Origin of the sequence: uncultured Turicibacter sp., from assembly GCF_938044715.1 — a bacterium.
GTDB lineage: Bacteria > Bacillota_I > Bacilli_A > MOL361 > Turicibacteraceae > Turicibacter > Turicibacter sanguinis.
On record NZ_CALIOS010000037.1, the window covers coordinates 1 to 12,895 of the forward strand.

Annotated in this window: 13 protein-coding genes; 9 read left to right on the forward strand and 4 right to left on the reverse strand. The window is 34.6% G+C overall.

Annotated elements, in window-relative coordinates; all coding sequences use genetic code 11:
* Nucleotides 1-322: 322 nt before the first annotated feature.
* Nucleotides 323-2,188, forward strand: coding sequence for a molecular chaperone HtpG (htpG, locus tag QWC74_RS03590; RefSeq protein ID WP_006785643.1), 1,866 nt, complete (start codon nt 323-325; stop codon nt 2,186-2,188).
* A 215-nt stretch (nt 2,189-2,403) separates the two neighbouring features.
* Here the strand turns inward: htpG and QWC74_RS03595 are convergent, their stop codons facing one another.
* The 3 genes from QWC74_RS03595 to QWC74_RS03605 all read right to left on the reverse strand — a co-directional run bounded on the left by QWC74_RS03595 (nt 2,404) and on the right by QWC74_RS03605 (nt 3,326).
* Complete coding sequence (locus QWC74_RS03595) at nt 2,404-2,640, reverse strand: hypothetical protein (protein ID WP_009607366.1); 237 nt, start codon at nt 2,638-2,640, stop codon at nt 2,404-2,406.
* A gap of 341 nt (nt 2,641-2,981) precedes the next feature.
* Nucleotides 2,982-3,173 (reverse strand): hypothetical protein, encoded by a 192-nt coding sequence (locus tag QWC74_RS03600; RefSeq protein WP_040764146.1) that lies wholly within the window; start codon nt 3,171-3,173, stop codon nt 2,982-2,984.
* Nucleotides 3,174-3,194: 21 nt separating this feature from the next.
* Complete coding sequence (locus QWC74_RS03605) at nt 3,195-3,326, reverse strand: hypothetical protein (RefSeq protein ID WP_006785642.1); 132 nt, start codon at nt 3,324-3,326, stop codon at nt 3,195-3,197.
* Between the two features lie 259 nt (nt 3,327-3,585).
* Between QWC74_RS03605 and QWC74_RS03610 the strand changes: the two genes are divergently transcribed.
* The 3 genes from QWC74_RS03610 to QWC74_RS03620 are packed head-to-tail and all read left to right on the forward strand — an operon-like array spanning nt 3,586 to nt 5,402.
* Entirely contained in the window at nt 3,586-4,353 is a 768-nt protein-coding gene (locus tag QWC74_RS03610; protein ID WP_006785641.1) for a hypothetical protein, read from the forward strand.
* On the forward strand, nt 4,353-5,222 hold the full coding sequence (locus QWC74_RS03615) for a S66 peptidase family protein (RefSeq protein WP_006785640.1): 870 nt from the start codon (nt 4,353-4,355) through the stop codon (nt 5,220-5,222). Before QWC74_RS03610 ends, QWC74_RS03615 begins: the two co-directional genes overlap by 1 nt.
* Before the next feature lie 3 nt (nt 5,223-5,225).
* Nucleotides 5,226-5,402 carry a hypothetical protein gene (locus QWC74_RS03620; protein WP_155061881.1) on the forward strand — a complete coding sequence of 59 codons (177 nt, stop codon included), beginning with the start codon at nt 5,226-5,228 and terminating at the stop codon, nt 5,400-5,402.
* Between the two features lie 18 nt (nt 5,403-5,420).
* Here the strand turns inward: QWC74_RS03620 and QWC74_RS03625 are convergent, their stop codons facing one another.
* Nucleotides 5,421-6,953 carry a leucine-rich repeat domain-containing protein gene (locus QWC74_RS03625; RefSeq protein ID WP_006785639.1) on the reverse strand — a complete coding sequence of 511 codons (1,533 nt, stop codon included), beginning with the start codon at nt 6,951-6,953 and terminating at the stop codon, nt 5,421-5,423.
* A 432-nt stretch (nt 6,954-7,385) separates the two neighbouring features.
* On the opposite strand from QWC74_RS03625, the gene abc-f reads away from it, so the two are divergent.
* The 5 genes from abc-f (at nt 7,386) to QWC74_RS03650 (ending at nt 12,702) form a co-directional block, all read left to right on the forward strand.
* Complete coding sequence (abc-f, locus tag QWC74_RS03630) at nt 7,386-8,948, forward strand: ribosomal protection-like ABC-F family protein (protein WP_155222903.1); 1,563 nt, start codon at nt 7,386-7,388, stop codon at nt 8,946-8,948.
* Between the two features lie 153 nt (nt 8,949-9,101).
* The gene (locus tag QWC74_RS03635; RefSeq protein ID WP_006785707.1) at nt 9,102-10,130 is read left to right on the forward strand and encodes an ROK family protein; all 1,029 of its coding nucleotides are present in this window, start codon (nt 9,102-9,104) and stop codon (nt 10,128-10,130) included.
* Nucleotides 10,131-10,141: 11 nt separating this feature from the next.
* Nucleotides 10,142-10,741: a sugar O-acetyltransferase gene (locus tag QWC74_RS03640; protein ID WP_306789797.1), complete on the forward strand. Its 600-nt coding sequence runs from the start codon at nt 10,142-10,144 to the stop codon at nt 10,739-10,741.
* Between the two features lie 13 nt (nt 10,742-10,754).
* A complete protein-coding gene (locus QWC74_RS03645) occupies nt 10,755-11,561 on the forward strand; it encodes a DUF4037 domain-containing protein (protein WP_006785709.1) in 807 nt (268 codons plus the stop codon).
* A gap of 130 nt (nt 11,562-11,691) precedes the next feature.
* Complete coding sequence (locus tag QWC74_RS03650) at nt 11,692-12,702, forward strand: biotin--[acetyl-CoA-carboxylase] ligase (RefSeq protein WP_006785710.1); 1,011 nt, start codon at nt 11,692-11,694, stop codon at nt 12,700-12,702.
* The last annotated feature ends 193 nt before the right edge of the window (nt 12,703-12,895 follow it).

Consider the following 12,895-nt stretch of genomic DNA (forward strand, 5'->3'; position numbering starts at 1 on the left):
TAGAAGCTAGTCCGAGTCCAATGGTTAACACCACCATAAAAAAATAAATCCTTCTTTTTTTCATTAATAAAGCCTCCTTTTATAGCGATAATCCTATCACAATAAGCGTGGGGAAACAATGGCAATGAGGGAGTTTTTTTGCTAAGAAATAACCCTCACAAACATCATAAAATGATAGATTCAATATCAAAAAAGCAAAAAGTTGATATTGAATCTTTGAAGATAGTTGACAGGCATTTTTAGATATGATATATAAGAATTATACAAATTAGCACTCGTTTATTAAGAGTGCTAATAAAGTAAAAACAGAGGAGCGATTGAATTGAAACAGTTTAAAGCCGAATCAAAACGATTATTAGATTTAATGATTAATTCTATTTATACCCATCGAGAAATTTTCTTACGTGAGTTGATTTCAAATGCAAGTGATGCCATTGACAAGCTATATTATAAAGCCTTGACAGATTCGAATTTAAGCTTTAATCAAGAGGACTATTATATTAAAGTAACGGCTGATGAGACAAACCGTACAATTACGATTTCCGATACGGGAATCGGGATGACAGAAGCACAATTAGATGATCACTTAGGGGTCATTGCAAAAAGTGGATCATTACAATTTAAAAAAGAGACTGAATTAGAAGATGGACATGATATTATCGGACAATTCGGAGTTGGATTCTATTCTGCCTTCTTAGTCGCTGATAAAGTAACTGTGATTTCAAAATCAATTGATTCTGATCAAGCTTACAAATGGGAATCTTGTGGAGCAGATGGATATACCATTGAACCATGTGAAAAAGCGACAGTCGGAACAGATATTATCTTACATTTAAAAGAAAATAATGAAGATGAAAATTACGATGAATACTTACAACAATATAAATTAAAATCAATTATCAAAAAATATTCAGATTTTATTCGTTATCCAATTAAAATGGATATTGTGTCTTCACAGTTAAAAGAAGGTAGTGAAGATGAGTATGAACAAGTAACCGAAGAGCAAACAGTTAACAGTATGGTTCCAATTTGGAAGAAAAATAAACGTGAATTAAGTGATGAAGATTATGAGAATTTCTACACAGAAAAACATTTTGGATATGACAAACCATTAGCACATGTTCATTTAAGTGTAGATGGAAATGTAAGTTATAATGCAATCTTATATATTCCTGAAAAAATGCCATATGATTTCTATACAGCAGAATATGAAAAAGGATTAGAGTTGTATTCTAGCGGTGTACTAATTATGAATAAATGTGCTGACCTTTTACCAGACTACTTTAGTTTTGTAAAAGGAATCGTCGATTCAGAGGATTTATCACTCAACATTTCACGTGAAATCTTGCAACATGACCGTCAATTGAAATTAATTGCGAAAAATATTAAAACAAAAATCAAAAACGAATTAGAAAAAATGATTAAAAATGACCGAGAAAAATATGAAACATTCTATGAGTCATTCGGTCGTCAATTAAAATTCGGTGTATACAGTGATTTTGGAGCAAATAAAGATGTCTTACAAGATTTATTAATGTTTAAATCATCACATGAAGATAAATTAGTCACATTAGAAGAATATGTATCTCGCATGCCAGAAGATCAAAAACATATTTATTATGCCGTTGGAGAGTCAATTGAGCGTATTAAAAAATTACCTCAAACAGAAGCCGTGCTTGATAAAGGATATGAAATCTTATTCTTTACAGAGGACATTGATGAATTTGCTATCAAGATGCTAATGACTTATAGCGAAAAAGATTTCAAATCAGTGTCGAGTGCCGACTTAGACTTAGATACGGATCAAGCAGACGAAGAAGCAACAAAAGAATTTGCGTCAATCTTTGAAAACATGGCGACAAGTTTAAAAGGAAAAGTAAAATCAGTTCGTGCTTCTCGTCGTTTAAAAACTCATCCGGTTTGCTTAGCAAATGAAGGAGAGTTATCAATTGAAATGGAAAAAGTATTAAATGCCATGCCAAATGCTCAGCAAGTCAAAGCGGATAAAGTTTTAGAAGTTAACGTAAATCATGAAGTGTTTAAATCATTGCAAACGGCTTATGAACAAGATCGCAAAAAGTTTGATTTATATACAGATGTTTTATATAACCAAGCTTTATTAATTGAAGGATTATCGATTGAAGATCCAGTGGCATTTACAAATAATGTTTGTCAATTAATGAAATAATAGACTATATTTCTAAAATATTTTATGTCTTAGATGTATCGAGCACCTTGAAGGATTTAACCTTCAAGGTGTTTTTTTAGGAAGCGAGACAGATTATGGAGATGAGTGTTATACAAGGAAGATTCTAATTTTAAATGAAATGACAAAAAAGTATGGGGAATTAGATTGAATATCTGTCTCATACTTAATTTATAGTTTGATAAATTGAGATTACATTACATGAGAATTTGACCTATAATTTGAATTTGAGCGTAACATGGCACAATATCAGTTACAGAAATGAGCCCCATTGGAAGTGTAATTCCAGAAAAAGAAAATAAATTGTTTTCAGATAAGTGGTCATTCATTGTCATCGAAGGAGGCGTAATTGAAATTCCTGTTGGACTCAGGACATGAAACTCTCCAGGTAATAAGTCGGTACCAGGGACATTAATCGCAGTTAAATTTCCCAAGTGTCATAGATTGATGAGATAGGCGATTATATCTGAATTTATAAGAGTTGTCATCTTCATACCAGACGGTTCATCATGAAATGTCACAGACTGAACTTCTTTTGTTATACACACTAATGATTGGCAATTGTGATAGACTGGGTGTCCTGTTTCCCGTTTCTAGGATTTAATAAAATCTCATTTTGAGAATTTGGTTCTGTGTAGGTATATCCTATTTTGACAGTATTGGATACGATATCATTTAAGGAAGCGACATGACTGACGTTGACAGCGATTGTTAAAATGAGTTCATTGAGCGGATGAACGGTGGCGATAGCTTTAATGTCATAATAATGATCAAATTAAGCGGTTTCGTAGGAAATCACTGTTTCTTCCGGTGGATAAATATGATTCTCTCGTAGAATAATATGAATGCTTTCCCAGATAGGGGTTAAGTCAGAATCAAATATTTCACGAAAGACGATATCATGTAAATCAGTATCTCCATTATTTAAAGAAAGTATTGAATACTTAATGATTTCATTTGGGGCCACAGAAGCAACACCTTTTATTTTTTAAACAAAAATACTTGGATGATAGGTTGTGAGTTGTGATAAGTTGTTTTCACTGAAATTTGATTTTAAGACTTCCTTTTCAGATGTAAACGAATATTTAATTGTTGCTATATTATTTAAAATTCTCGTCAATAAACACACCTCCATATTCTTTATTAATTGATCAGCTCTATATAGTTTATGTAAAAAAGATAAGGTAATTAGGCAATTAGAAGATTAATGCCATAATAGAATAGAGTAGTAAAAAAAAGCAATTAAATAGCTTAAGTTGTCAAAAATGGAAAGGTTGTTTATAATTTATAGGTGAGTAAAGCGTTATTAACGTTACTTCTAAATCTAATCGGTTAAATGAAGACAGGTTAAGACGTTAGTCAGAAAGTATGGTGAACCAATGAAGAAACAAACAAAAGAAATGATTTGGATTGGAGTCGGATTGATTCTTCTCTCATTATTTTTACACTTTTTACATGTCGTCATATTTAAAGATTTGCATCACACGTTAATCTTTTTATTTGCTGATATTGCTTTTATTCCAATGGAAGTGTTCTTTACAACCCTCGTGATTGAACGATTACTTGAAAAACGTGAGAGTCATCATGTTAAAGAGAAATTAAATATGTTGGTTGGCGTTTTCTATGCCGAAATCGGGACACAGCTTTTATCTTATTTTGTAGAGCAAGATGATAACGTCTATGTTTGTAAAAAATTACGTGTTCAAGATCCTTCCGTTTGGGATGAAAATTACTTTAAACGATTACAAGAATTAAACTCGACTTATCACTATGAAGTTTCTCTTGATAAAGTGGATTTAAAGCAGTTACATGATATTTTACATGAAGGGAAAAATCTATTGATCACGCTGGTCACAAATGAAAGTTTGCATGATCATGAAACATTTACTGAAATGTTAATGTTAATCTTACACTTAAAAGAAGAACTAGATATGCGAGATTATGAGTCATTAACAGAAACGGAAAAACTCCATCTGACACATGATATGGAAGCTTTATATCGTTACTTAACTTATGAATGGTGTCATTATTTAAATTACCTCAGCAAAAATTATCCCGGATTATTTAGTACAGCGATTATGTTGAGTCCGTTTAATAAAAAACATCAACGTCAGGCTCTAGAAGATCATAAAGGGGGAGCATGCTAATGGCTCTTCTTCATAAAAGGGACAGTGTCGGACTCATTGCTTTATCTAATGGTCCTGCTCTAATGATGAAAGACACGTTTGAACAATTAGAGCAGGTATTAAAGGAAATGGGACTTAATGTTATTTGGGCACCTAAATTGTACCGCCAAGAGAGTGTCTTTCAGGCATCTGATTCAGAAAAAGCAGAGATGTTAATGGATTTTTACCGAAATGATGAGCTTGTAGCTATTTTTGATGTCTCAGGTGGAGATTTAGCAAATGGCGTTTTATCTTATTTAGATTATGACCTCATGAAACGTTATCCAAAACCATTTTTCGGGTATAGTGATTTGTCGGTGGTTGTAAATGGATTATATACGAAAACCCACCATAAGACGTATTTATATCAAATTCGTAACTTAGTAAGTGAGGATGCCTCAAAGCAGCAACAGTGGTTTAAAGAAACGCTATTTCACCAAAAAGATACCTTGTTTCAGTTCGATGTTGAATGGATTCAAGGAGAAACGTTGGAAGGAGAGCTTATCGGTGGAAATATTCGTTGCTTTTTAAAGTTAGCGGGTACTCCTTATTTACCAAGTTTCGAGAAAAAAATTTTATTGCTAGAAAGTTATAGTGGTGATGTGGCAAAAATGGCGACGTATTTAAATCAGTATAAGCAGATGGGGGTATTTGAGCAGATTAATGGACTGATTTTGGGAAGTTTTACGGAGATGGAACAAAAGCAATATGAACCAGATATCGTATCTCTTGTTAAAAGCATTGTTAATTTACCACAGCTACCAATCGTTAAAACATCTCAAATTGGACACAGACCTGATTCGAAGTGTGCGATCATTGGCGAAAGATTAATGATGAAGAAAGAAGGATAAAACATGAAAGAAAAGCAACAGGTAAATTGTGCAACGTGTGAGCACAATGTCTTTAATGTGTGCATGAGTTATCACGGGTATTATTTTCATGGTGAAGCCATCGGGGATGAAGAAGTCGAATGTGAGGATTGGGTACTAAATCCTTATTCTTATCCGACACAATTAAAGTTAAAAAAATAAAACTCGCATTTGCGAGTTTTATTTTTTTCGTCGTTTTAAACAAATCCCCGTTCCAATACTTAAGGCTCCTAGAGGGAGGAGAATACTTGAAAGTCCAGTTTCAGGAGCGATGCGAGGTCCCACTTGAACTGTAACGGTTTTAGACGTTGTCGAACCGTAAGAATCTGTGACTTCAAAGGTTAAGCGATACATTCCAATTTGAGTTAAATCAATGGTATTTTCTTTTAATTGAATCCATTCAGTAATATCACCATCTTCTTCATCGTAGGCCGTTACGTAATCCATTGGATCAAATAGTTGGTTGAGCTCAAGTTGTAGTGGATCATCGATGATTAAAATTGGAGCAGCGTTTCCGTTGAATTGAAGTGGAATCATCACTTGACCACTAAATAGGGTTGAAGCTGCACCAAGGCTGACTGCCTGTTCAAAAGTGAAAGATTCATACTGAGCTTGCCAAACATTAAGCCAGTTAATTGTATGTTCTGTTTCTTCATAGTACCCGTTATTTGAAATGGTTACCGGCGTGATGAAAGCAGAATCTAAATCATGAATTGGATTAAGTAAATGTGCATTTTCACCAGAAAAGACATTTAATCCACTTAAAGTAATACGTTGTTGCATTAAGTTAAGTTCTGTTAATTTTGTTAGCGTCATGAGGGGGCTAATATCTTGAATGCTATTATTTGATAGACCTAATTTTGTTAAGTTAATAAGTGAAGAAAGCGCCGATAAATCATTAATTTGATTGTAATCAAGATAAAGAACACTTAATCGAGTGAGAGAGGCTAAGGCATTTATAATTTTAATATGATTGTAGGATAAGTCAAGAGCATTTAAATTGATTAAGGTCGCAAGGGCAGAGATATCTTCGATTTGGTTACGATCAAGTGTTAGGGTTATGAGGTTTGTTAAGTTGCTTAAGCCAGAAATATTATAAATTTGGTTATGATCAAGTGTTAATTCAGTTAAATTGCTTAAGGTGTTTAAACTAGAAATGTCAACAATCTCGTTGTCAGCTAAATGAAGCATCTGTAAGTGAACAAGTTGATGTAAAGGACTGACGTTACGAATAGTGTTATGAGATAAGTGCAGTTCTTGTAACTTATTTAAAGAAGCAAGAGGGGATAAATCTTGAATTTGATTGTTTTCAAGATAAAGGTTTGTCAGTTTTGACAAAGAAGCAAGAGGAGAAAGATCTTGTATATCGTTATAAGATAAATCTAGACCCACTAGATTTACACATTCTTCTAAACCAGTAATGTTTGTGATTCCTTTATGGTCTAAATAAAGAATGCCGGTGAAACTTCTTAGTTGACCTTTTGTAATGTCAGCACCTGATGATTGTCCAAGCTCTGCGTTAATCGCAGCTTTTAAGGCGGGATCAGGGATGTTGACAATTTCATTACGATCAACAGATGTATCCTCAATTCTTGGGTATTGTTTAGGAGAGTAATCGGCTTCATCTGTATGAGCTAAAACTGAGGGAGCCGATATAGCTAAAAGACAACAAAAACAAAGGGTAAATAGACTTGAGTATTTAAAATTAACCATAATAATTCCCATCCTTTATTCAAAATATCTATGTTATTACGTTTTGCAAAGAACGGTGATTTATTCGAGATTTTAAAAGAAAGTGTCGAAAAAAATCTGAGTCATTCAGTTGAAAAGAATTGACTAAAAAATAATTGTTAGCATATACTGTTATTAATAATCGAACAATGAGGTGAAAACATGAATACAGTTCTTAACTAATTGAAAAATCGCAAAAGCATAATCGGTTTGTTCGTGAGAATGCCTCACATTTTTTGTTATGCGTTGCGACATTAGTTAAGAAATGAATGGACACACCTTAAGGTCAGAAAACTTTTTCGTTGTCGATGAATCATTTCATCGATTTTTTTTATTGTTTTTGAAAAGAGCTTAACTAATGGTTAGCAACTCAATGATGGAAACCGATTTCAAAATCATAATCGGGGCGATAAAATGCCAAAGATACGTATTTTGAATGGTTCGTTTCATTATCCTAATACGAATCAGTTAGTATTTGAAGGATTAAATTTAGATATTGAGGCCACATGGAAAAGTGGAATCGTTGCTAGAAATGGAATGGGCAAAACGACATTGTTAAAATTGATTCATGGAGATTTGAAGTTAACAACAGGAGACTGCCAAAAAGAAATTGAAACAGCCTTTTTTCCGATTACGTTTAAGCATTCTGATGGGGTTGTCCTTGAATTAATGAAAAAAGAAATTGGCCCTTATGTCGAATGTGAACAAGTCATGGCCGCTTTTTTACAAGGGGAGGCATCTGAAGAAGATTATTACGAGGCGCTTAACACCTACTTAGAATATGATGGGTATGAGATTGAAAGTAAAATAAAAAAAGAAATTCATCGTTTAAATCTTTCAGATGATATCTTATCAAGAGAATATGAGACGCTAAGTGGTGGAGAGCAAACGAAAATTCAAATGGTTATTCTATTTTTAAGGCCGCAGACTTTCGTGTTGCTAGATGAGCCAACGAATCACTTAGATAAAGAAGGGATTGAGCAACTGTCCAATTATCTAAAATGTAAATCGGGATTTTTATTGGTTTCTCATCATCGTCATTTTTTAGATGCGTGTGTGGATCATATTATTGCTTTACAGGGCCATTCTGTCGTGGTTCAACAAGGAAATTACAGTTCATATGAATATGATTACGAGTTGAAGAGGGAGTTTGAGTTAAAGCAACGAGACAAAATTGAAAAAGATATTCGCCGTCTAGAGGAAGTCGCCAGAGATCGACGTAATTGGTCAAATGCGCGTGAGAAAGAAAAAATTGGAGCCGGTGATAAGGGATTCGTCAGTCATCGAGCAGCTAAAATGATGAAGCGTGCATTACATGTGGAAAGACGTATCGATCAACAATTACAGGAGAAAAAGGAACTCATCAAACACAAAGAACATATTCCGTATTTAAAAATTACTCAACATCAGCAAGTATCCGTACTTTACCAAGTGTCACATTTAAATGTTTCATATGGGGATAAGATGATTTTACGAGATATAAGCTTTACGCTTGAAGCAGGAGAACGCCTGGTTATTGAAGGCCCTAATGGAAGTGGGAAAACGACATTAATTAAGAGTTTATTAGAACAAATTCCATACGACGGGATGATTAAACGTGATAATCGAGTAAAGGTGGCTTATGTGTCTCAATTTCCGAAGTATCAGTCTGGATTTTTGCGTGATATTTTGCAAATTGAACAACTTGAAGAAGCACGATTTAGAAGTATTTTAGGAGCACTTAGTTGTCATCGTGACATTTTTTTGCGTGATTTATCAAGCTTTAGCTTAGGAGAATTAAAAAAGGTTGAGATGGCTAGAAGTCTTTATAATCCGAGTCAGGTTCTTATTTGGGACGAACCGCTGAATGGACTTGATATATTAAGCCGAAAAGCGATTGAAGAGGCGATTTTACAATCTGAACCAACCATGATTTTTATTGAACATGATGAAACATTTATCGAAAAAATCGCCACCAAACGCTTAGTACTTTCCTAAAAAAGTCATCCAGGGACACTGGATGACTTTTTTTGGAGTTCCGGTTACCTATTTGCAATCAAAAGAAAATTATGATACTTTTTAAAGGTATTTTAATAAGTTTTTTTATAGACTTTATAAAATAGTTTTATAAAGTGAAAGGAAGGAACTTTCTTGAATCAAGTCAATACAACGATGACAGTGAAACGAATCAATACAGAGCTTGTAAGAGCAACGCTTAAAAGACTGAAATCGGCGACAAAACCTGAAGTTGCTAAAGCAACGGGGCTTAGTGTTATGACCTGTGGAACCATTTTAAATGAGTTACTTGCAACGGGTGAAGTGTTAGAGCAACAAGTGGATCCTTCGAGTGGAGGACGTCCAGCTATTCGTTATGAGTATCAGGCCAATTATGCTCAAATCGTCTGTTTATATGCGAGAACGGAAGGGAATGAGCATTTTATCAGTTATCAAGTTTGTAATTTATTAGGTGAGTGTTTAGAAGAAAACACGATTTATTATGACGAGATTACGTATGACGTATATGAACAACAATTAGAGCGCCTAAAAGATGTTTATCCAGCGATTAAAGTAGCAGGAATTGGGGTCCAGGGTGTCGTGCATGAAGGGGTGATTGGCGTTTGTGATATCAAGAGGCTTGAAAAGGTGGACATTGTTTCGAAGTTAGAAGACAAATTAAAGATTGACATTGTCGCTCAAAATGATATGAATTTAATCACGTATGGTTACTATCAAAAACAAGAGGATGAATCCCCCAAAAACATAGCCTATGTTTATTTTCCTGATGGTAACTACATGGGAGCCGGTCTGATTGTGAATGGACAAGTGGTGAAAGGTGAAACTAACTTTTCAGGAGAGTTATCGTTCTTACCGTTGGGGATCCTAAGAAGTGAACAACTAGAGCAGTTCAAACAACCAGACACCATGGTTAAATTAGCCGCGAAAAGTATCGCGTCACTTATTGCGATTATTAATCCAGCAGTAATCGTTTTAGCAGGACGCTGTGTAAAAGAAGAAGATTTAAAACGGATTGAATCAGAGGTTAAGACAATGATTCCAGGTGTTCATATGCCAACACTTAAGTATCGTCATGATATTCATGCCGATTATATGAATGGATTAAAAACGTTGACGCTAGAACAACTATCGTACCCATTTAAATTTGAGAAGAAGACATTTTAGGAGGAAAAATGATGACTGAAAAAGAAAGAATGTTAAGTGGAAAACCTTATTTAGCGTTTGAAGACACGTTACTCGAAGAACGCCAACGCGCGAAAGGACTTGTTTATGAAATTAATACGTTGCATCCGTTTAAACTCGATGAACGACGTACGCTGTTAAAAGAATTGCTCGGAAAGACAGGTGAAAATTTCTTTGTTGAGCCACCATTTCGTTGTGATTATGGTTATAACATTGAAATTGGAGAAAATTTTTACTCAAACTATAACTGTACGATACTAGATTGTGCCAAAGTGACAATAGGAAATAACGTATTATTTGCACCTAATGTGAGTTTATTTACAGCTGGACATCCGATCGATGCGACATTGCGTGCACAGGAGTATGAATATGCGTTTCCCATTACGATTGGAAATGATGTATGGATTGGAGGAAATACGGTCATTAACCCAGGAGTGACGATTGGAAGCAACGTGGTTATCGGATCAGGATCAGTCATCACGAAAGATATTCCATCCAATTGTATTGCTGCTGGAAATCCATGCCGTGTGATTCGTGACATAACAGAGGAGGATAAGCAATATTATTATAAGAAACTAAAATTTGATCGCTAGGAGGAGAAAGATAATGGAGGGGATTATCAAGCAATTGATTGAGGAATATCGTAAACTTGAAGAAGTTGAGGCCATTACGATTGCAGGTTCACGTGCCGCTAATCGATCAGATGAGCAGTCTGATATCGATATCGATTTGTTTATTACTGCACCCATTTCAGTTGAAAAACGCCGAAACATTGCAACGAAGTTTTCATCTAACATGGAAATTGATAATCGATTTTTCGGAACGGGGGACGAGTTCTTTTTGAAGGATTATCCTATTGAAATCGATGTTTGTTTATTTGATTGGCAAGATATCGTGTCAGGATTAAAACGCGTCATGGAAGATTATCAGGCAAGTACCGGTTATACGACCTGTTTTGTTCATAACGTGGTAAATGCCCAGATTGTCTTTGATCGTCATGGGGAGTTTTCTAAAACACAAGAAAAATATAAAACATCCTATCCTAAAACCTTAAAACAAAATATCATTAGGATGAATTATCCGATTTTAAGACAGTGTTTTTCCTCATATGAGGCGCAAATTAAAAAGGCCATAACGCGAGGGGATTTAAATAGTGTTAATCATCGAGTCACTGCTTTTTTAGCGAGCTATTATGATATTTTATTTGCAGTGAATGAGATGTTTCATCCGGGGGAGAAACGATTACTTCATATTTTAATGCACCAGTGTGATAAATGTCCGGAGCATTTACAACAAAACGTCGAAGCGTTAATACAATCAGTCGGAGTGGATTCAAATAGTGTCTTAGCGTGTTTAACGTCATTAGTTGATGAACTTGATGTATTATTAAAACAAGAGAACTTACTTGATTAAACAAGAGAGTTACTCTTGTTTTTTTATTTCATGTTAACTTTGAATTTCAAAATAGTTGACGTAATAATAGAGATATGCTAAACTCTTTTTAATTCAAACTGTTTGAAATTCAAAACAAAGGAGAAAAAAGATGATTTTAAAGGAAGAGTTGTTAAGTATACTGGAGCAAAATCGTCATCAAGTTATGTCGGGGCAACTCTTAGCTAATCAATTAAATGTCAGTCGCACAGCAATTTGGAAATGCATCACGGCATTAAAAGAGGATGGCTATGAGATTAATACGATTCAAAATAAAGGGTATCAACTTCATAAATCTTGTGATGTACTATCCGTTGCCGGTATTAAAAGTCATTTAAAGTCATGCTACCAATCTAACGATATATTCTTACACCAAATCATTCCGTCAACGAATGAAGAAGCGAAACGATTGCTCACACTGGGAGTTAAGCATCAGACGGTGGTCTTAGCTGAGGGGCAAAGTGCAGGAAAAGGTCGCTTTGGTCGTGCTTTTTATTCACCAGCGCGAAGTGGAATTTACATGACGCTCATTTTACATCCTAATTTACAGCTTAAAAGTTCAGTCTTGCTCAGCACAGCCGTATCAGTTGCGATTTGTCGGGCGATTGAAGTGGTTTGTGGGATACAAACACAGATTAAATGGGTAAATGATATTTATTTGAATGAAAAGAAAGTAGGAGGAATTTTAACGGAGGCAGTCACCGATTTTGAAAGTGGAAGGGTTGAAAGTGTCATGATTGGCATTGGATTAAATGTCTCGACCGACATCTTTCCAAAAGAACTAGAAGAGATTGCAACATCGATTAAGCCTAAATTGGGAACGCGCAATCAATTGGTGGCTGAAATTTTAAATCAAGTATTTAAGATTTGTGAAAATTTAGAGTCAGCTAACTTTTTAGAAGAATATAAGGAAAGATCCACCGTTTTAGGAGAAGACATTTACTTTATCCAAAATGGAGTTAAACAAGTTGGGAAAGCGATTGAAATAGACCATGAAGGAGCCTTAATGGTGAAATTGCCTGACTCAACTATCATTCGACTGAATTCTGGGGAAATCACCATTCGTAAGAGTGGAATCGGAATTGAATCTTTTGAAAAGGTAGGAATTCAAATCGACTCATGAGACTTTTTAGAATTAAAAATTAAAGGATTAATCCAAAAAGAAGGAGCTTAAAAATGAAAACACACGATTTAACTAAAATGGCCATTTGTATCACCTTATTATGTATTTCATCTTATGTCTCATTTCCATTACCATTGTCGCCTGTTATGATTACAACACAGACGATTATCATTAATTTAATTGCGCTAATTTT

What these genes read in the sequence shown, in the direction of transcription:
- QWC74_RS03610 (WP_006785641.1), top strand. Translation starts at nt 3,586, where the DNA reads ATGAAGAAACAAACAAAAGAAATGATTTGGATTGGAGTCGGATTGATT.
- QWC74_RS03615 (WP_006785640.1), top strand. Translation starts at nt 4,353, where the DNA reads ATGGCTCTTCTTCATAAAAGGGACAGTGTCGGACTCATTGCTTTATCT.
- QWC74_RS03620 (WP_155061881.1), top strand. Translation starts at nt 5,226, where the DNA reads ATGAAAGAAAAGCAACAGGTAAATTGTGCAACGTGTGAGCACAATGTC.
- QWC74_RS03625 (WP_006785639.1), bottom strand. Translation starts at nt 6,953, where the DNA reads ATGGTTAATTTTAAATACTCAAGTCTATTTACCCTTTGTTTTTGTTGT.
- abc-f (WP_155222903.1), top strand. Translation starts at nt 7,386, where the DNA reads ATGCCAAAGATACGTATTTTGAATGGTTCGTTTCATTATCCTAATACG.
- QWC74_RS03640 (WP_306789797.1), top strand. Translation starts at nt 10,142, where the DNA reads ATGACTGAAAAAGAAAGAATGTTAAGTGGAAAACCTTATTTAGCGTTT.
- QWC74_RS03645 (WP_006785709.1), top strand. Translation starts at nt 10,755, where the DNA reads ATGGAGGGGATTATCAAGCAATTGATTGAGGAATATCGTAAACTTGAA.
- QWC74_RS03650 (WP_006785710.1), top strand. Translation starts at nt 11,692, where the DNA reads ATGATTTTAAAGGAAGAGTTGTTAAGTATACTGGAGCAAAATCGTCAT.